At 59.1% G+C, this 18,914-nt stretch carries 16 protein-coding genes; 10 read left to right on the plus strand and 6 right to left on the minus strand.

Annotated features, from left to right (window positions below; translation table 11 throughout):
- Positions 1-17: 17 nt before the first annotated feature.
- Together KGA85_RS08500 and KGA85_RS08505 are read left to right on the plus strand one after the other, a co-directional pair.
- Complete coding sequence (locus tag KGA85_RS08500; RefSeq protein ID WP_223459752.1) at positions 18-1,145, plus strand: NAD(P)/FAD-dependent oxidoreductase; 1,128 nt, start codon at positions 18-20, stop codon at positions 1,143-1,145.
- Positions 1,146-1,235: 90 nt separating this feature from the next.
- A complete protein-coding gene (locus KGA85_RS08505; protein ID WP_223459754.1) occupies positions 1,236-1,877 on the plus strand; it encodes a transcriptional regulator in 642 nt (213 codons plus the stop codon).
- 112 nt (positions 1,878-1,989) lie between these two features.
- Here the strand turns inward: KGA85_RS08505 and KGA85_RS08510 are convergent, their stop codons facing one another.
- The 4 genes from KGA85_RS08510 to moaC form a co-directional block, all read right to left on the minus strand.
- Positions 1,990-2,766 (minus strand): ABC transporter substrate-binding protein, encoded by a 777-nt coding sequence (locus tag KGA85_RS08510; protein ID WP_223459756.1) that lies wholly within the window; start codon positions 2,764-2,766, stop codon positions 1,990-1,992.
- A gap of 288 nt (positions 2,767-3,054) precedes the next feature.
- On the minus strand, positions 3,055-3,507 hold the full coding sequence (moaE, locus tag KGA85_RS08515) for a molybdopterin synthase catalytic subunit MoaE (protein ID WP_007989960.1): 453 nt from the start codon (positions 3,505-3,507) through the stop codon (positions 3,055-3,057).
- Between the two features lie 3 nt (positions 3,508-3,510).
- Entirely contained in the window at positions 3,511-3,753 is a 243-nt protein-coding gene (gene moaD / locus KGA85_RS08520; protein WP_075945584.1) for a molybdopterin converting factor subunit 1, read from the minus strand.
- On the minus strand, positions 3,750-4,223 hold the full coding sequence (moaC, locus tag KGA85_RS08525; protein ID WP_007972660.1) for a cyclic pyranopterin monophosphate synthase MoaC: 474 nt from the start codon (positions 4,221-4,223) through the stop codon (positions 3,750-3,752). The genes moaD and moaC overlap by 4 nt, the downstream gene beginning before the upstream one ends.
- A gap of 600 nt (positions 4,224-4,823) precedes the next feature.
- Between moaC and KGA85_RS31390 the strand changes: the two genes are divergently transcribed.
- Complete coding sequence (locus tag KGA85_RS31390; RefSeq protein ID WP_411741611.1) at positions 4,824-5,267, plus strand: HIT family protein; 444 nt, start codon at positions 4,824-4,826, stop codon at positions 5,265-5,267.
- Between the two features lie 132 nt (positions 5,268-5,399).
- Here the strand turns inward: KGA85_RS31390 and KGA85_RS08530 are convergent, their stop codons facing one another.
- Positions 5,400-6,794 (minus strand): PhoH family protein, encoded by a 1,395-nt coding sequence (locus KGA85_RS08530; RefSeq protein ID WP_007993255.1) that lies wholly within the window; start codon positions 6,792-6,794, stop codon positions 5,400-5,402.
- A 338-nt stretch (positions 6,795-7,132) separates the two neighbouring features.
- Positions 7,133-8,257, minus strand: coding sequence for a polysaccharide deacetylase family protein (locus KGA85_RS08535; protein ID WP_223534387.1), 1,125 nt, complete (start codon positions 8,255-8,257; stop codon positions 7,133-7,135).
- Positions 8,258-8,596: 339 nt separating this feature from the next.
- Between KGA85_RS08535 and yaaA the strand changes: the two genes are divergently transcribed.
- The 7 genes from yaaA to algG all read left to right on the plus strand — a co-directional run bounded on the left by yaaA (position 8,597) and on the right by algG (position 18,906).
- Complete coding sequence (gene yaaA, locus KGA85_RS08540; RefSeq protein WP_057713390.1) at positions 8,597-9,376, plus strand: peroxide stress protein YaaA; 780 nt, start codon at positions 8,597-8,599, stop codon at positions 9,374-9,376.
- Positions 9,377-10,188: 812 nt separating this feature from the next.
- Positions 10,189-11,505, plus strand: coding sequence for a nucleotide sugar dehydrogenase (locus KGA85_RS08545; protein ID WP_223459759.1), 1,317 nt, complete (start codon positions 10,189-10,191; stop codon positions 11,503-11,505).
- A gap of 95 nt (positions 11,506-11,600) precedes the next feature.
- Positions 11,601-13,082, plus strand: coding sequence for a mannuronan synthase (gene alg8 / locus KGA85_RS08550; protein WP_263287238.1), 1,482 nt, complete (start codon positions 11,601-11,603; stop codon positions 13,080-13,082).
- Positions 13,083-13,118: 36 nt separating this feature from the next.
- Positions 13,119-14,288 (plus strand): alginate biosynthesis protein Alg44, encoded by a 1,170-nt coding sequence (locus tag KGA85_RS08555; RefSeq protein ID WP_223459761.1) that lies wholly within the window; start codon positions 13,119-13,121, stop codon positions 14,286-14,288.
- A gap of 9 nt (positions 14,289-14,297) precedes the next feature.
- Positions 14,298-15,809, plus strand: coding sequence for an alginate biosynthesis TPR repeat lipoprotein AlgK (gene algK / locus KGA85_RS08560; protein ID WP_411741612.1), 1,512 nt, complete (start codon positions 14,298-14,300; stop codon positions 15,807-15,809).
- Complete coding sequence (locus tag KGA85_RS08565) at positions 15,806-17,290, plus strand: alginate export family protein (RefSeq protein ID WP_223459764.1); 1,485 nt, start codon at positions 15,806-15,808, stop codon at positions 17,288-17,290. The genes algK and KGA85_RS08565 overlap by 4 nt, the downstream gene beginning before the upstream one ends.
- A gap of 26 nt (positions 17,291-17,316) precedes the next feature.
- Entirely contained in the window at positions 17,317-18,906 is a 1,590-nt protein-coding gene (gene algG / locus KGA85_RS08570) for a mannuronan 5-epimerase AlgG (protein ID WP_223459766.1), read from the plus strand.
- Positions 18,907-18,914 lie beyond the last annotated feature (8 nt).

Raw genomic sequence — 18,914 nt, forward strand, 5'->3', positions numbered from 1 at the left:
CTTCACTGGAGACGTTCATGAGCCAGGCAGATTTCATCATCATCGGCGGCGGGATTGCCGGTGCTTCCACGGGTTTCTGGCTGTCGCAGCACGGCCGCGTGATCGTGCTCGAACGCGAATCCCATCCGGCCTATCACTCCACCGGCCGTTCGGCGGCACTGTACACCGCGGCCTACGGCACCCCACAAGTGCGGGCGCTGACCCTGGCCAGCCGGGACTTTTTCGACAACCCGCCCAACGGTTTCTGCGAACACCCGCTGCTGACCCCGCGGGGCGAAATGACCGTGGACCTGACCGGTGACCCGGACGAACTGAACAGGCAATACCAGAGCGCAAAAACCACGGTGCCGGAGATGCAATTGCTCGGCGTCGACGAGGCCTGCGCGCTGGTGCCGATCTTGCGCCGGGAAAAGGTCCACGGCGCCATCTACGACCCGACCGCCAGCGACATCGACACCGATGCCCTGCACCAGGGCTATTTGCGCGGTATCCGCCGCAACCAGGGCGAAGTGCATACCGACAGCGAAGTCGTCAGCCTGAGCCGCGACGACCTGGGTACATGGCAGGTCCAGACCGGCAGCCAGACCTTCAGCGCGCCGATCATCATCAACGCCGCCGGCGCCTGGGCCGACAAGATCGGCGAACTGGCTGGCGCCAAGCCCCTGGGCCTGCAACCCAAACGCCGTGCCGCGTTCATCTTCGCCGGCCCCGAAGGCGTGGACATCCACCATTGGCCGATGCTGGTCAGCCTCGACGAATCCTTCTACATGAAACCCGACGCCGGGATGTTCCTCGGCTCGCCGGCCAACGCCGATCCGGTGGAACCCCACGACGTGCAGCCCGAAGAACTGGACATCGCCATGGGCATCTACCAGATCGAAGAAGCCACGACCCTGACCATTCGCCGCCCGACCCGCACCTGGGCCGGCCTGCGCAGCTTCGTCAGCGACGGCGACTTGCTGTCCGGCTTCGATCCACAGGTACCGGGGCTATTCTGGGTTGCGGCACAAGGCGGTTATGGCATCCAGACCTCGCCGGCCATGGGTCAGGCCAGCGCAGCACTGGTGCGCGGTGCCGCGCTGCCCGAGTCGCTCAGCTATTTCGGCCTGAATGCCGAAATGCTCTCCCCTGCCCGCCTCGGCTGATCCTGATCCTCAGGTGACGTACCCACACGATTACGGCACACTTTCAGCGCCCCTTTGATGGGGCGCTGACGCTGCCTGGAGCTCCACTGTATGAACGCCCCCGAAAAAGACTCGGCCCTGGACGACACGTCCCTGGATAACTTCCACGCGATTGCCGACGCCATCGCCACGTTGTTTTTCCCCCACGCCGAAGTGGTGCTGCACGACCTGCGCACGCAAAAGGTCGACTACATCGCCAACAACCTGTCCAAGCGGGAAATCGGCGACGACTCGGCGCTGGAAGACATGCTCAGCGACGATGTCAGCGAACGAAACATCGGGCCGTACGAAAAGCTCAACTGGGATGGTCAGAAGATTCGCAGCCTCAGCACCGTGCTACGGGACAGCGGGGGTCATCCACTGGCGGTGCTGTGCATCAACCTGAATATTTCGTTGTTCGAAAATGCCAAGGCCGCCCTGGACCTGTTCCTGTCGCCGACCAAGCTGATCCCGCAACCGGACTCACTGTTTCGCGATGACTGGCAGGAGCGGATCAACACCTTCCTCCACGCCTGGCTGCGCGAACGGCAGTTGAGCCTGAATCTGCTGACTCGCGACCACAAGCGTGAACTGGTGCTGGCGTTGCACGCCGAAGGCGCGTTCAAGGGCAAAAGCGCATCGAACTACGTGGCCAATGTACTGAACATGGGTCGGGCGACGGTGTACAAGCATTTGAAGGAATTGAAGGGCTAGGCCCTGAGACTTGAGTTGTTTGATCCGACGCCATCGCGAGCAGGCTCGCTCCTACAATGGATCGGTGTACACCGTACCCTGTAGGAGCGAGCCTGCTCGCGAAAGCGATTGATTAGTCGCCGTAAATGTCGGACTTGAAATACTTGTCCGAAATCTTCTGGTACTCACCACTGACGCGAATGCCATCAATGGCCGTGTTCAGCTCGCTGACCAGTTCGGTGTTGCCCTTGCGCACCGCAATCCCCGCACCCTCGCCCACATATTTCGGATCTTTCAGCTCCGGCCCGGCAAAGGCGTAACCCTTGCCACGCGGCATCGACAGGAAGTCATTCAGTGGAATGGTGTCGGCAAAAATCGCGTCGAGGCGACCGGCGGCCAGGTCCATGTAGATTTCTTCGTTGTTGCTGTAGCGCTTGACGTTGATGCCCTTGGGCTCGAACACCTCGGTGGCGTAACGGTCGGTGGTGGTGGCGCGCTGCACACCGACAGTCTTGCCCTTGAGGCTGGCGTACTGGTCATCCACCACCGCGCCATCCTTCATCACCAGACGCGACGAAGTGAAATAGTACTTGTGGGTGAAATCCACCGACTTCTTGCGGTCTTCATTGATGGTCATGGACGACAGCGCCATGTCGATTTTCTTCACCTTCAGGGAAGGAATCAGACCGTCGAACTCGCCTTCGACCCACACACACTTGGCCTTCATCTGCGCGCACAGGGCATTGCCGATGTCATAGTCAAAACCGACGATTTCGCCTTTGTCGGTTTTCGAGGCGAACGGCGGATACGCCGCTTCGATACCGATGCGCAAGGTTTTCTCGGCGGCGAACACAGAGCTGCACGCCAACAGGCTCAGGGCCAGACCGGTGATGAGGGGGAACTTCTTCATGTTCGTTTTCTCGCGGTTGTTGTTGGTTTGGCAAGACAGAAGAAAAAGCTGAAACGGGTGGAAACCTTTTTTTGTACTTATAATTCCATACTGGACTTTTATGTATAAATCGTCAATGAGGCAAATGCAGCCCGTACCGGCCGATGGTCGGGTGGTGAATCATCAAGATTTTTAGTGGTGCAGATGACGCCATCGCGAGCAGGCTCGCTCCTACATTTGAACTGTGAACACAGATCTACTGTAGGAGCGAGCCTGCTCGCGATGGCTTAATCAGAGACGCCGCAGGAATTACTGCTTCCAGCGATCCGCCGCCGCATGATCACTGTCACGACCCTCGACCCAACGCGGCCCGTCACTGGTGTTTTCTTTCTTCCAGAACGGCGCACGTGTTTTCAGGTAATCCATGACAAAGGCACAGGCGTCGAATGCCGCCTGACGATGAGCGCTGGCCGCGCCGACGAAGACAATCGGCTCGCCCGGTTCCAGGGCGCCGATGCGGTGCAGCACTTCCAGTTTGAGCAGCGGCCAGCGCTGCTCGGCCTCGATGGCAATCTTGCCGAGGGCCTTTTCGGTCATGCCCGGATAGTGTTCGAGGAACATCCCGGCGACATCGAGACCGTCATTGAAGTCGCGCACGTAGCCGACAAAACTCACCACCGCACCCACGCCGACATTGGCATCGTGCATGGCATTGACTTCGGCACCCGGGTCGAACGCGGTGGACTGCACGCGAATCGCCATGGCTCAGCCTCCGGTCACAGTCGGAAAGAACGCCACTTCATCGCCCTCGCTGACCGGCTCGTCGAGCTGGCACAGGTCTTCATTGCGGGCGCACATCAGGTTTTGCTCGCTCAACACCTCGGCACCGTCACGTTGGGCCAACAGTGCGCGGACGTCGTCAACGGTGGCGAAGTTGCCTTCTACTTTCACCGAGTCCAGACCCAGCGCTTCACGATAACGGGCGAAAAACTTCACGGTAACGTTCATGGCTGCTCCGCCTGGAAATGTCCGCTCTTGCCGCCGACCTTCTCCAGCAGACGCACGCTTTCGATGGTCATGCCACGGTCCACGGCCTTGCACATGTCGTAGATCGTCAGGGCGGCGACACTGGCGGCGGTCAAGGCTTCCATCTCGACGCCGGTCTGCCCGGACAGCTTGCAGCGCGCCACGATGCGCACCGAATCGTCGCCTTCGGCACTGAGCTCGACCTTGACGCCGGTCAGCATCAGCGGATGGCACAGGGGAATCAGATCGCTGGTCTTCTTCGCCGCCTGAATGCCGGCAATGCGCGCCACGGCAAACACATCACCCTTGGGGTGGCCGCCACTGACGATCATCTGCAGGGTTTCGGGCAGCATGCGCACCAGCGCTTGAGCGGTCGCCTCACGGAATGTCACGGCTTTTTCGGTGACGTCGACCATGTTGGCGCGACCTTGGGAATCGAGATGAGTCAGCACGGGATTACTCCTGATCAGGAGCGTCGATTGTAAACCTGCGGGTCAGATTTCCGCACGCACGATTGTCGGCCCACCACAAACCAATGTGGGAGCGAGCTTGCTCGCGATAGCGGCCTGTCATTAACCCGAGATGTCGACTGACACACCGTCATCGCGAGCAAGCTCGCTCCCACAGGTTCCTCATATGCCCGGACTCGGTGGACAGTTTCAGATGCGATTCCTTATTAAGTTTTAAAAACACAAATTAAAGTCATACAAAACAACAGAAAAAAATGTAACAAAAGCCTACTGAGCATTCGCTTTTTCTGCCATCACCGATCAGATTTAATTGGTGCACCAGCCGGTAAGTTACTGATTATTTTATAACAAATTTCGACGTGAGAATTTTCCGTAAGTACGCACTCATGGCCCGCTATGAAACTTCCTACAACTGAATGTTAGACCGATTTGTTAATTCGAGAAAAACTGACCAACAAAGCTAACGATTCTAAAAATTTCAGTACTGAGGTATCGCATTAGGTTTTTTTCTACTGACCTCCGGCAGCAGCTCAACGGGGCAGGCCCTACACGTAAACCATGGTGGCACACGGGAGACTAGTCATGTCAGCGCGGACAATTTACTCAGGAAAACACATCGTAATCTCTCACTGCCGGGACTGTGACATCCCGGGCTACATGATTATTGCTCTGAAGCGGAAGATACTTAAACTGGAAGAGTTAAGTTCGACGGAAAGTGCTGAACTGATGAAAAGCTTGGCATTTACGGAGCAAGCCTTAAACACTCTATTTTCTCCCGAGAAAATATACATAATGCGTATTTCCGAGCTCAATCATGAGCTACATTTTCATGTTTTCCCCAGGTATGCCTCCGTAACCAAATTATATTTGGCGGAACACAGTGAACGTATTATTGATGGCCCCTTCTTTTTCAGCTGGACGCGAAAAAAGTTCAGTAGCTCACAGCCTGAGCCGACCCAAGAGGTATTGAACGCTCAATCAATTCTTACGGAAACCCTCAAGAGCTATTTTTCGCAATCTCTGTAAATAAGACTGCTTTCGGCCCCAGGCTTTGCAGAAACACATTCATCGGTATTGGGTCTGCCCTGAGGCACGGGCGCCTTTACGTCGCGTACAAAAAACCGGGCGACCTTGCGGCCGCCCGGTTCAGGTGGACAGTTACAGATGCGATTCGGCGTATTCGGCCAGGATCGAGCGCGGTACCCCTTGCAGAGTGATGTGCACCCCGTTCGGGAAGTCCTTGAAGCGTTCGGTGAGGTAGGTCAGCCCGGAGCTGGTCGCGGACAGGTAAGGGGTGTCGATCTGTGCCAGGTTGCCCAGGCACACCACTTTGGAACCGGCGCCGGCACGGGTGATGATGGTTTTCATCTGGTGCGGTGTGAGGTTCTGGCATTCGTCGATCAAAATCAGGCTCTGCTGGAAGCTGCGGCCCCGGATGTAGTTGAGGGATTTGAACTGCAATGGCACTTTGCTGAGGATGTAGTCGACGCTGCCATGGGTGCTTTCGTCATCCATGTGCAAGGCTTCGAGGTTGTCGGTGATGGCGCCCAGCCACGGCTCCATTTTTTCCGCCTCGGTGCCGGGCAGGAAGCCGATTTCCTGGTCCAGGCCCTGTACGCTGCGGGTGGCGATGATGCGGCGATAACGTTTGCTGACCATGGTCTGCTCGATCGCAGCGGCCAGCGCCAGGATGGTTTTACCCGAACCCGCGGCACCCGACAGGTTGACCAGGTGGATGTCCGGATCGAGCAAGGCGTACAACGCCAGGCTCTGATAGATATCACGCGGCTTCAGGCCCCAGGCTTCCTGGTGCAGCAGCGGTTCCTGGTGCAGGTCGAGGATCAGCAAGCGGTCCTCTTCAATCTCCTTGATCCAGCCGACAAAGCCCTGCTCATCAATGATGAATTCGTTGACGTGCACCGCCGGCAGGTTGTCGATCAACTGCACCTGATGCCAGGTGCGGCCGTGGTCTTGACGGGTTTCGACCTTGCTCACGCGGTCCCAGAAAGAGCCGGTCATGTTGTGGTAGCCGTTGGGCAGCAAGGACACGTCATCGACCAGTTGGTCGGTGCTGTAGTCCTCGGCCGCGATCCCACAGGCGCGCGCCTTGAGGCGCATGTTGATGTCTTTGGTGACCAGCACCACGGGCTTCTTCGGGTCGCGCGCGTGCAGGTCGATCAGTTGGTTGATGATTTTGTTGTCGTTCAGGTGCTCGGGCAGAATCAGGTTCGGCTCGGCATGCTTGCTCATCAGAATTGACAGCAAACCCTTGGGTCCGCTTTTGCCACGCTGGATCGGCACACCCTGCTCGACGTCCTCGGGTGAGGCATCGCCCAGGGTCTTGTCGATCAGGCGGATGGCCTGGCGGCATTCGGCGGCTACGCTGTGATGCCCGCTCTTGAGCTTGTCGAGCTCTTCAAGCACGGTCATCGGGATCGCGACGTGGTGTTCTTCGAAGTTAAGCAGCGCGTTTGGATCGTGAATCAATACGTTGGTATCGAGTACATAAAGGATTGGCTGGTTGGAAGAAGAGCTACGTCCGTGATCATCCATACTCGGTCACCTTTGTGGGAGCCATTCGACGCAATACCTTGACGGTGCTGCGCCTCGAAGTGACTACCGAACTTCACCTGCGGGGACTCAAGTGAACTGCATACATAGCTGGGTCTTGGGAGACGCCACCTGTGTTGCAGGTTTCGGCGGTCTGTCTTCGTAATACTCCAAAACGTGTGACAGAAAAAAGTACTTTGACGCTTTTTTGAAGTTTATTTTGCAGATTGACCAATAGCACTTGGCGGACTGCCATCACCCGTTTACAGTCGGAAGTCCACCTGCAACGAATCCCCTTCCAAAATCGCCATAAACCCAATGTTTACGGGGTTTTTTCGTTTTCAGCGAAACGCATCCTGGCAATCCTCCCAGCCGATCCCGACAGGCGCCGTTTGCATGACCAGCCACGGCAACGCCGTTTTCACTGCGTCCTGTTTCACATTGAAATTGATCACCCCGTGCCGCCACAGCAGCATGAGGGTCAGCACCCGTTGCGCACTCGGGTTGCCCTTGAGTTTGCCGGCACCGTCCTGGGCATCGATGTCCCACAACGCTACCTGCAGCCCCTGAGTCTTGAAGAAGCCTTCGGCATCGGAACGGCGCTGGCCATCGGGCGGACGGAACAGGGGCACGTAGTTCTCCGGCAGCTTGCTCTTGACCAGTTCGGCGCTGCGGCGCACCGAGTCCTGCCAGTCCTGCCAGTGGCTGTGGGAACGGAACTCCCAGCCTTGTACGCCGATGCACTGGCTCGAGTAGGTCGCTTGCAGGTTACTCACCGAAGCTTCGGCCAAACGGGCCTGGATGTCCTTGCCGAGGACGAAGAATGTCCCGCTCAGGTTCGACTTGCGCAGGTACTCGGCGACCCAGGCGGTGTTATCCGGCGCGGCGTTGGCAGCGCTGTCGAAGGTCAGCAGAAACAGCCGGTCATGCATTCCGTCGCCGCTGCGCTCATAGTCGCCAAAATGATCGACTTCGCTGCTGGTTTGCGGAAACAAAGCGGCCTTGCGCAACTGTTCGTCCAGGTACTGGGTGTGGAACACACGGCTCGGCTCGGCCCACTTGATGTAGTAGCTGTCTGCGCCGACCTGGAACTTGGCGGCCTGTTCGCGCAAGGTGGGCATGTCTTCGACCAGAAAACAGAAGGAGGCATCCTGATCGCAGCTCTGTTGGGCGAAGTTGTAGTTGCCCAGCAGCCGTTGCCACATACGTTGGCGAACCCGGTTGACCGACTCCAGATTGATCGTGCGCAGGCCCAGGCGCTGGGCCAGGGCAGGTTCATCCAGCGCCTCGCTGGCCAACAGGACACTGGAAAACATGAGGATCTCGGCCCTCGACGCCACGTCGAACAGCGTCGGGTTACCGAGTTTTTCCGGCCAGGTGCTGCGATCGAGCGTCGCCACATCGCCCGGGGCCGCGATGGCGCCAAAGCTCAGTAGCCAGATCGAGATGAGAAAAGTGATACGCAATGGGATGTCTCCATAACAAAACCCGCGCGGCACTATAGCTGATAAGGCACCCACTCCTCCTGAGGCATGAATGCTTTCTGTGGCGAGGGAGCTTGTCGGACCGCCGCACCGTCCCGCTGGGCTGCGAAGCAGACCTAAACCTGTCACCACATTCCTTCAGCCAGACCCCGACTACCGGTTTTGCGACCGCTTCGCGCTCGAGCGGGAGCAAGCTCCCTCGCCACAGAAGCCCATCCAGACAAAATCCGTGCTCCACCGGCCATCACCTATGGACGCCATAGCTGGAGTCAACGAGGACAACCCCCTAGAATCGCCGCCACGATTAAAGGAGACGACTTCATGCTGATGGTGATTTCACCCGCCAAGACCCTCGACTATGAAACACCGCCGGCGACCCAGCGCTTCACCCAGCCGCAGTACCTCGACCACTCCCAGGAGTTGATCCTGCAATTGCGTGAGCTGACGCCCGCGCAAATCAGTGAGTTGATGCACGTCTCCGACAAGATCGGCGGGCTCAACGCTGCGCGTTTCGGCAGCTGGACGCCCGCGTTCACCCCGGAAAACGCCAAGCAGGCGCTGCTGGCCTTCAAGGGCGATGTGTACACCGGCATGAATGCGCAAACCCTCAGCGAAGCCGATTTCGATTACGCGCAAAAACACCTGCGCATGCTCTCGGGCCTCTATGGCCTGCTGCGCCCGCTGGACCTGATGCAACCTTATCGTCTGGAAATGGGCACCAAGCTGGCCAACGCCCGGGGCAAGGATTTGTATGCCTTCTGGGGCACGCGCATCAGCGAATGGCTGAACGAAGCCCTGGTCGATCAAGGCGATGACGTGCTGCTCAACCTGGCGTCCAACGAGTACTTCTCGGCGGTCAAGCGCAACGCCTTGAACGCGCGCATCATCAATACCGAATTCAAGGACCTGAAGAACGGCCAGTACAAGATCATCAGCTTCTACGCGAAAAAGGCCCGCGGTTTGATGAGCCGCTTCGTCATCGAAGAACGCATCAACGACCCGGCCACCCTCAAGCAGTTCGACGTTCAAGGCTATCGCTACAGCGCCGAACAATCCAAACCGGACAATCTGGTGTTTCTGCGCGATCACGCACCAGAGTGATGCACCCAGTCGGCGCACGATCTCCACAACTCTCGTGCGCCGACCCTTGATTCACTTCAACCTTCCCCGCCTTTTCGCCATATTTATGGCGCCAAAAATACATCGCCCAATTTTCTAACTTTAGTTTCACTCGACTTCGAACATTTTTTTGCGTAGTGGCACTGACTTTTTTTAACAGTAGTGGCAAAAAAATATCCCCCCCAATGATCCGCCTATATATAAAGGGCGAAACGGCAAGTGCTATCAATTTGAGAGCAGTGCCATCTTTCTCAATATTTCAAGAAATTTCAGATTTGACGATGAGCGGACTGGAACTATGTCCAAACGCGCCGCTCATACCACCGGTAACGATTCTCGCCGAGCGTGTACGAGATAACTTACGCAGATAAGCGATTCATGTAGTCAAGTTGTAATATTAACTTGCCCTGACTAATCACTGATTTGGACAACGGCAATCGGAGAGGAGATAACGCAGTATGGCTATCCCCTACAAGGCCACGGCAGCGCCCCTATAAACGTGCTCACCCGAGCACCCAACCGCTTGATCCACGGGCTTTCGTGCCTGACATCAAGCGTGCAAGGCCGTTGCACCTGCATCCTTCTGAAAGGAGGATCGGCTGCATAACAGGGCAAATCATAACAACAAGGCCTAGTTGCGCACACCTTGAGTGCATTTATTTAGACACTCGTAACTTATATGCCAGCACACGGCATTGTTGCGCCTGTAAGGCACACTTGCGAGTGCATTAAAACACGCTGAACACCATTAACTCCGGCCATCTAATGGCTTGATCAATACAGAGGTAATTGCGATGCGCATCAGCATTTTTGGTTTGGGTTACGTCGGCGCAGTATGTGCCGGTTGCCTGTCTGCACGGGGCCATGACGTCGTTGGCGTCGATGTGGCCAAAGACAAGATCGATATGATCAATGCCGGCAAATCGCCGATCGTTGAACCAGGCCTGGGCGAACTTCTGGCGCAGGGCATCCAGACCGGTCGTCTGCGTGGCACCACCAACTTCGCCGAGGCGATTCGCGACACCGACCTGTCGATGATCTGCGTGGGCACGCCGAGCAAAAAGAACGGCGATCTGGAGTTGAACTACATCGAGGCAGTGTGCCGCGAAATCGGTTTTGTCCTGCGTGACAAGACCACCCGCCACACCATCGTCGTACGCAGCACCGTGCTGCCGGGTACCGTGGCCAACGTGGTCATCCCGATTCTCGAAGACTGCTCCGGCAAGAAGGCCGGTGTTGATTTCGGCGTGGCCGTGAACCCTGAGTTCCTGCGCGAAAGCACCGCTATCGCCGACTACGACCAGCCGCCAATGACCGTCATCGGCGAGTTCGACAAGGCTTCCGGCGACGTTCTGCAATCGCTGTACGAAGAGCTCGACGCACCGATCATCCGCAAGGACATCGCGGTCGCCGAGATGATCAAGTACACCTGCAACGTGTGGCACGCCACCAAGGTCACCTTCGCCAACGAAATCGGCAACATCGCCAAGGCGGTCGGCGTCGACGGTCGCGAAGTGATGGACGTGGTCTGCCAGGACAAGACCCTCAACCTGTCCCAGTACTATATGCGCCCAGGCTTCGCCTTCGGCGGCTCGTGCTTGCCAAAAGACGTGCGTGCCCTGACCTACCGCGCCAGCTCCCTGGACGTGGAAGCCCCGTTGCTCAACTCGCTGATGCGCAGCAACGAATCCCAGGTGCAGAACGCGTTCGACATCGTTTCCAGCCACGACAAACGCAAAGTCGCCCTGCTGGGCTTGAGCTTCAAGGCCGGCACCGACGACCTGCGCGAAAGCCCGCTGGTCGACCTGGCGGAAATGCTGATCGGCAAGGGCTACGACCTGAGCATCTACGACAGCAACGTCGAGTACGCCCGCGTTCACGGTGCGAACAAGGACTACATCGAGTCGAAGATTCCTCACGTCTCGTCCTTGCTCAACTCCGACTTCGACGCGGTGATCAACAACTCCGACGTGATCATCCTCGGCAACCGTGACGAGAAATTCCGCGCCCTGGTGAAGGACGTTCCACACGGCAAGCAGGTGATCGACCTGGTTGGTTTCATGTCCAAGGCCACCAGCACGAATAGCCGGGCCGAAGGTATCTGCTGGTAAAGCAGCCGCAAGCTTCAAGCTCCAAGCCGCAAGTTCAAAGCTCCTCGCTTGGGGCTTGAAGCTTGGGGCTTGCAACTGACTTTAGGATTCCGATTATGCACAGGCTAAAGCACGGCCTACTCCAGGCCGCCGGGTGGCTGTTCTACCTGAGTTTACTGATGGGCCTCGCCATGGCGTTGCCCGTGTCCACGTTCGACTCTGAGTCGAAGGACTTCATTTTCCTGATCGGTATCGTCGGTATCTGGCGCTACTCGATGGGTGCCACGCACTTTGTGCGCGGCATGATTTTTCTGTACATCGTCTACCCGTACCTGCGGCGCAAAGTGCGCAAGCTGGGCAAAGCGGCTGACCCGTCCCACGTGTTCCTGATGGTCACCAGCTTCCGCATCGACGCCCTGACCACCGCGCAGGTCTACAGCTCGGTGATCCGCGAAGCCATCGACTGCGGCCTGCCGACCACTGTGGTCTGCTCCATCGTGGAAATGTCCGATGAGCTGCTGGTCAAAAGCCTGTGGAACCGGATGAACCCGCCGTCCCGGGTCAAGCTCGACTTCGTGCGCATTCCCGGCACTGGCAAGCGCGATGGCCTGGCCTATGGCTTCCGCGCCATCTCCCGGCACCTGCCGGATGATCGTGCCGTGGTCGCGGTGATCGATGGCGACACCGTGCTGGCCGAAGGCGTGGTGCTCAAGACCGTGCCGTGGTTCCAGCTGTTCGGCAACGTCGGTGGCCTGACCACCAACGAATTCTGCGAAGTGCGCGGCGGCTACATCATGAGCGAATGGCACAAACTGCGTTTCGCCCAGCGCCACATCAACATGTGCTCGATGGCCTTGTCCAAGCGCGTGCTGACCATGACCGGCCGCATGTCGGTGTTCCGCGCCACCGTGGTCACCAACCCGGACTTCATCGCCGACGTGGAAAGCGACTCGCTGCAACACTGGCGCCTGGGTCGCTTCAAGTTCCTCACCGGTGACGACAAGTCGAGCTGGTTCAGCCTGATGCGCCTGGGCTACGACACGTTCTACGTGCCCGACGCGGCGATCAACACCGTTGAACACCCGCCGGAAAAGAGCTTCATCAAGGCCAGCCGCAAACTGATGTTCCGCTGGTACGGCAACAACCTGCGGCAGAACTCCCGTGCCTTGGGCCTGGGGATCAAACGCCTCGGCGTGTTCACTTCGGTGGTGCTGTTCGATCAGCGCGTATCGATGTGGACCTCGCTGCTGGGCCTGACCGTGGCGTTGATCGCCAGCTTCAAGTACGGCACCGCGTTCATCCTGGTGTACCTGCTGTGGATCGGCATCACCCGGTTCATCCTGACCTTGTTGCTGTCGTGCTCCGGACACCGGATCGGCCCGGCCTATCCGGCGATTCTCTATTACAACCAGATCGTCGGCGCGCTGGTGAAGATCTACGTGTTCTTCCGCCTCGACCAACAGTCCTGGACTCGCCAACCCACGTCTCTGACCCGTGATCTCGCCAGCTTTCAACGTTGGTTCAACACTTGGTCGTCTCGGACCATGACCTTCTCTGCCGGCAGCATTTTTGTCGCCGTGCTGCTGTTGATGGTCTGACCGAACTCGCCTGAATTAACTAGGAAAACGCCCCCTATGAATACCGCCGTCAACGCCAACGTAGTGCACGAATCCGAAGCCCAGCGCCAACACGCCCGAGTGAAAATCCCGGCCAAGTTGCGTTTCTTCGGCCCTGACCGGACGCCGGTCGAAGCCCGGGTGATCGACCTGTCCGCCGGTGGCCTGGCGTTCAACGCCGGTCAATTGCCGCTGAAGATCGGTGACGTGTACAAGGCCCGCCTGCAATTCCTCATCGACAACCTCGGCCTGGCCATGGACGTCGAGTTGCAGGTCCGCTCCTTCGATCGCGAGACCGGACGCACCGGCTGCCAGTTCCAGAACCTGGAACCACGGGACATCTCGACCCTGCGCCACCTGATCACTTCGCACCTGGCTGGCGACATCGTCAGCGTGGGTGAAATGCTGGCGACCCTGCAGCGCGACAACTTCACCAAGGCGCGCAAGATGAAGGACGGCGGCCACGGCATGACCGCGTTCGGCCGCCTGAAAGCCGTGACCTTCAGCCTGGGGATCTTCGTTGTCGGCGTGGCTGCATTCGGCTTTGTCTTCAAATCGGTGTATGGCATGTACTTCGTCAGCCACGCCCAGGCCGGTCTGGTCAGCGTGCCGGGCGTGAACATCACCATGCCCCGCGACGGCACCGTGCAGAGCCTGGTGAAAGCCGACGGCGTGGCCGCCAAGGGCGCACCGCTGGCAACCTTCAGTACCAGCATGCTCGACGTGCTCAAGGGCCATCTGGACGAAGACCAACTGCAACCGGCCAAGGTTGCAGAACTGTTCGGCAAGCAGATGACCGGCACCCTGACCTCGCCTTGCGATTGCACCGTGGCCCAGCAAATGGTCGCCAACGGTCAGTACGCCAGCAAGGGCGACGTGATCTTCCAACTGGTGCCGCGCAACAGCGAAGCCAATGTTGAAGCGCGCTTCTCCTATCGCCAGTTCGGCGATGTGCGCCCGGGCACTTCGGTGCGCTTCCAGATCGCCGGCGAGGACAAGAGCCGCACCGGCAAGATCGTCAGCAGTACCAGCCTGAAAAGCGCCGACCTGTCTTCGGACATCCGCGTGCTGATCCAGCCGGACGAAACCCTGGACAGCTCCCTCGCCGGCCGCCCGGTGGAAGTCAACAGCGACCGTGGCCCGAACCTGAACTGGCTGATCGACAAAGCCATGGCTGTCGGTCTTTAAGTCGAGGACATGCCTGTGACTATCACAAAAACTCAAAACACGCCGCAGCCCCTGTGGGAGCGGGCTTGCTCGCGAATGCGGTTGAACATTCAGAATCAATGCTTGCTGACACACCGCTTTCGCGAGCAAGCTCGCTCCCACATGGGGTCTCTGTGTGCAGTGGCATTGGCGGTGAGCCTGGCCGGTTGCGCCGGTCTCCCCGACCAGCGCCTGGCCAACGAAGCGCTCAAGCGCGGTGACACCACCACTGCCGCGGCGAACTACCGGCAACTGGCAGACCTGGGCTACAGCGAAGCGCAGGTCGGTCTGGCCGATATCCAAGTCGACAGCCGTGACCCGGCGCAGATGAAACAGGCCGAGGCGACTTACCGCGCCGCGGCCAGCGTTTCGCCACGCGCCCAGGCACGCCTCGGTCGTCTGCTGGTGGCCAAGCCCGGTTCCACCGAAGCGGAACAACACGAAGCCGAAACCCTGTTGAAAAAAGCCGCCGCCGCAGGTGAAGGCAACACGCTGATCCCGCTGGCGATGTTGTACCTGCAATACCCGCACAGCTTTCCCAACGTGAATGCGCAGCAGCAGATCAGCCAATGGCGTGCCGAGAACAAACCGGAAGCAGGTCTGGCGCAGGTGCTGCTCTATCGCACCCAGGGCACTTACGACCAGCATCTGGATGACGTGGAAAAAATCTGCAAAGCCGCGCTCAACACCAGCGATATCTGCTACGTCGAACTGGCCACGGTCTATCAGAAACAGGCCAAGCCAGAGCAACAGGCCGAGCTGATCAAGCAGATGCAAGCGGCGCACGCCCGCGGCAGCGTTTCGGCGCAGCGCGTCGACAGCGTCGCCCGTGTGCTCGCCGATGCATCCCTGGGCAAGACTGACGAGAAAACCGCGCAGTCGCTGCTCGAACCGATCGCACCGGGCTACCCGGCGTCGTGGGTCACCCTCGCACAACTGCTCTACGACTTCCCCGAACTGGGCGACGTCGACCAGATGATGAAGTACCTGGACAACGGTCGCGCCGCCGACCAGCCACGCGCCGAGCTGTTGCTGGGCAAGCTCTACTTCGAAGGCAAACTGGTGCCGGCTGACGCCAAGGTCGCCGAAGCGCACTTCCAGAAAGCCGTTGGCCGCGAAGTCGCTGCCGATTACTACCTCGGCCAGATCTATCGCCGTGGCTACCTGGGCAAGGTCTATCCGCAGAAGGCCCTCGACCATCTGTTGACCGCTGCGCGCAACGGCCAGAACAGCGCCGACTTCGCCATTGCCCAACTGTTTTCCCAAGGCAAGGGCACCAAGCCTGATCCGCTGAACGCCTACGTCTTCAGCCAACTGGCCCTGGCCCAGAACACTCCGCAAGCCACCGAGCTTGCGCAAACAATCCAAACGCAACTGCCGCCCGACCGGTTGGCCGAAGCCCAACGCCTGTTGAAACAAGAACAGGCCGTGCGCGGTGCCCTGAGCCCGAACACGCCGGAACTGCATGCCCTGCAAGAAGAAGATGGCGAGGAATCCCAATGAAGTTGAATCCATTCATGAAGGCCGGCATTGGCCTGACATTCGCGCTGATCTGGTCTTGCCCGACGCTTGCTGCGATGACTGAAGAAACCAAGAACTTTGGCCTGGAAGTGAAAATCACCGGTCAGTCAGAAGACGACCGCGACCTCGGCACCGCTCCCGGCGGCGACGTCAACGGCGTCGGCCTCGACCTGCGCCCGTGGGTCTACGGTGAAAGCGGCGCGTGGAGCGCCTACGCCATGGGTCAGGCGGTGACGTCCACCGACATCATCGAGACCGACACCCTGCAACAATCCGATGGCGCCGAGAACACTGACAACAATGATCGCCAGACCAAGAAAAACTACCTGGCCATGCGTGAGTTCTGGGTTGGCTACAGCGGCTTCACGCCCTACCCCGGCGAGATCCTGAAACTCGGTCGCCAGCGCCTGCGCAACGACGACGGCCAATGGCGCGATACCAACATCGAAGCCCTGAACTGGACCTTCGACACCACCCTGCTGCGCGCCAACGTCGGTATCGCCGAACGCTTCAGCGAGTACCGCACCGACCTCAAGGAACTGTCGCCGCAAGACAAGGATCGCCTGCACGCCTACGCCGATGCCGCGTACCAGTGGACACCCGGCAACTGGGTCGGCATTCGCGGTCATCACACCCACGACAACGGCAAGCTCGACTTCCCGGAGCCAGGTGTGCCGGCTGATTCGCTGGACAAGAAACAGAACGGTGACATTAGCTGGCTCGGCCTGACCGCCGACAGCGACGCCTACAACTGGCGCAACACCAACACGGTCAATTACTGGGGCAGCATCACCGGCATGAGCGGCGACATCGACAAGGTCAACCCGCTGAACGCCGATGGCACGTCGCCGGCTGAAGCCAAGCGCGGTGAAGACCTCAACGGCTGGGCCACCGATGTCGGCGTGCGTTTGCGCCTCGATCCGCAATGGCAAGTCGGTGCCGCCTATGCCCGCGCCAGCGCCGATTACGAACAGAACGGCCTGGAAAGCAACCGCTCGAACTACACCGGCACCCGCTCGCGAGTGCACCGTTTCGGCGAAGCCTTCCGTGGCGAAATGAACAACATGCAATCGGCCACCCTGTTCGGTTCGTGGATGCTCAACGACGAATACGACGCCAGCCTGATCTACCACAAGTTCTGGCGCGTCGACGGCAACAAGCCAGTCGGCAGCAATGGCATCAACGCCGTCGAGAACAACACCGACGACGTCACCGGCGCGATCCTCTCCAGCACTTCGCTGCCGCTGAACGATGGTGAAAAAGACCTCGGTCAGGAAATGGACCTGGTAGTGACCAAGTACTTCAAGCAAGGCTTGTTGCCTGCGTCGATGAGTCAGGCGATCGACGAGCCTTCGGCCCTGGTGCGCTTCCGTGGCGGCGTGTTCAAGCCGGGCGATGCCTATGGCAGTCAGGTCGATTCGTACATGCACCGCGCGTTCATCGACGTGGTCTGGCGCTTCTGATGCAAACCGCGAAGGGAGTGCCCGACATGAACAATTCGAAGCGAGGTTCGCTCACCTTGCTGGCCGGCGCGATGCTGCTGGCAAGCTCGGCCGCCTTCGCCAACGTGGAGCCGGCAGCGCCTGCCAAACCGGCGCGTCCGGCCACCATCGCCAAGGAACTGCAACAGGCCAAGACCTACACCGTCAGCAGCGCACCGACCGCGCCGCTGGAACTGGCCACGCCGAAGCTGCCGGACGTTTCCGGCTACACCGCCGAGGCCATCGCCGCGAAAATCGTGCGCAGCAAGGCCGGCAAGATCAGCGTGCGCCGAATGATGCAGGAAGACGCCCTGAAGGACTTCATCGGTGGCGACAACAAGATGGCCGAGTGGGTGGTGCGTCAGCACGGCATCCCCCAGGCGATCTTCGTCGATGACGGCTACATGAACCTCAAGGATCTGGCGAAGAAGCTGCCCAAGCAGTACTTCAGCGAAACCTCGCCGGGTGTGTTCCTCTCCCGGCTGCCGATCGTGGTCGGTCGTCACGGCATTCTGGAAATCGACAAGCAGACCCAGGAACTGCGCCTGTCCCAGGAGGCCGGTACGTTCCTGGTCAACGACGGCCAGTTGTTCGTTCGCGATACCAAAATCACTGGCTGGCGCGAGAAGGACAACGGTCCGGCGACGTTCACTTCGCCCAAGGAATTCCGTCCGTTCCTGCTGTCCTGGGGCGGCACCGAGACCTACATCGCCAACAGCAAGATCGCCAGTTTCGGCTACGCCAACAGTAAGTCCTACGGCGTGAGTATTTCCCAGTACACGCCGAACATGGCCAAGGTGCTCAAGCGTCCTGAGCCGACCGGCTGGATCGTCGGCTCCGAATTCTCGGACATGTGGTACGGCTTCTACTGCTATGAAACCCGCGACTTCGTGGTCAAGGGCAACACCTACAAAGACAACATCGTCTACGGCATTGACCCGCACGACCGTTCCCACGGTCTGATCATTGCCGACAACACGGTGTTTGGTACCAAGAAGAAGCACGGGATCATTATTTCCCGTGAGGTCAACGACAGCTTCATCTTCAACAACCGCAGCTACGACAACCACCTCTCGGGGCTGGTGATCGACCGTAACAGCGTCAACAACCTGATTGCCCACAACGAGATCTACCAGAACCACACCGACGGCATCACCCTCTACGAGAGTGCCGACAACCTGCTGTGGGGCAACCGCGTGTTGAGCAACAAGCGCCACGGCATCCGCATTCGTAACAGCGTGAACATTCGCCTGTACGAAAACGTCGCCATGGCCAACGGCCTGACCGGTGTCTACGGGCACATCAAGGACCTGAGCAACACCGACCGTGACATCAAGCTCGACCCGTTCGACGCCCAGGTGTCGCTGATCGTGGTCGGCGGTGAACTGGCGGCCAACGGCAGCGGGCCGCTGTCCATCGACTCGCCGCTGAGTGTCGAGTTGTATCGCGTGTCGATGCTCGCGCCAGCCAAGGCCAGCGGCATCAGCTTCACCGGCATCCTCGGCGAGCGCCAGGATGAAATTCTCGACCTGCTGGTGCGCCAGCAGAAAGCCGTGCTGATCGACCCTGTCGAACGCCAGACCGAAATGCGGGACTGAGGATAATC

Origin of the sequence: Pseudomonas sp. GL-B-12, assembly GCF_019955895.1 — a bacterium.
Taxonomy (GTDB): domain Bacteria; phylum Pseudomonadota; class Gammaproteobacteria; order Pseudomonadales; family Pseudomonadaceae; genus Aquipseudomonas.

Coding starts and splice junctions, on each gene's coding strand:
- algG (WP_223459766.1), top strand. CDS start 17,317: ATGAACAATTCGAAGCGAGGTTCGCTCACCTTGCTGGCCGGCGCGATG.
- alg8 (WP_263287238.1), top strand. CDS start 11,601: ATGCACAGGCTAAAGCACGGCCTACTCCAGGCCGCCGGGTGGCTGTTC.
- algK (WP_411741612.1), top strand. CDS start 14,298: ATGCCTGTGACTATCACAAAAACTCAAAACACGCCGCAGCCCCTGTGG.
- KGA85_RS08505 (WP_223459754.1), top strand. CDS start 1,236: ATGAACGCCCCCGAAAAAGACTCGGCCCTGGACGACACGTCCCTGGAT.
- KGA85_RS31390 (WP_411741611.1), top strand. CDS start 4,824: ATGTCAGCGCGGACAATTTACTCAGGAAAACACATCGTAATCTCTCAC.
- KGA85_RS08500 (WP_223459752.1), top strand. CDS start 18: ATGAGCCAGGCAGATTTCATCATCATCGGCGGCGGGATTGCCGGTGCT.
- moaD (WP_075945584.1), bottom strand. CDS start 3,753: ATGAACGTTACCGTGAAGTTTTTCGCCCGTTATCGTGAAGCGCTGGGT.
- moaE (WP_007989960.1), bottom strand. CDS start 3,507: ATGGCGATTCGCGTGCAGTCCACCGCGTTCGACCCGGGTGCCGAAGTC.
- KGA85_RS08545 (WP_223459759.1), top strand. CDS start 10,189: ATGCGCATCAGCATTTTTGGTTTGGGTTACGTCGGCGCAGTATGTGCC.
- KGA85_RS08555 (WP_223459761.1), top strand. CDS start 13,119: ATGAATACCGCCGTCAACGCCAACGTAGTGCACGAATCCGAAGCCCAG.
- KGA85_RS08510 (WP_223459756.1), bottom strand. CDS start 2,766: ATGAAGAAGTTCCCCCTCATCACCGGTCTGGCCCTGAGCCTGTTGGCG.
- KGA85_RS08565 (WP_223459764.1), top strand. CDS start 15,806: ATGAAGTTGAATCCATTCATGAAGGCCGGCATTGGCCTGACATTCGCG.
- yaaA (WP_057713390.1), top strand. CDS start 8,597: ATGCTGATGGTGATTTCACCCGCCAAGACCCTCGACTATGAAACACCG.
- KGA85_RS08530 (WP_007993255.1), bottom strand. CDS start 6,794: ATGGATGATCACGGACGTAGCTCTTCTTCCAACCAGCCAATCCTTTAT.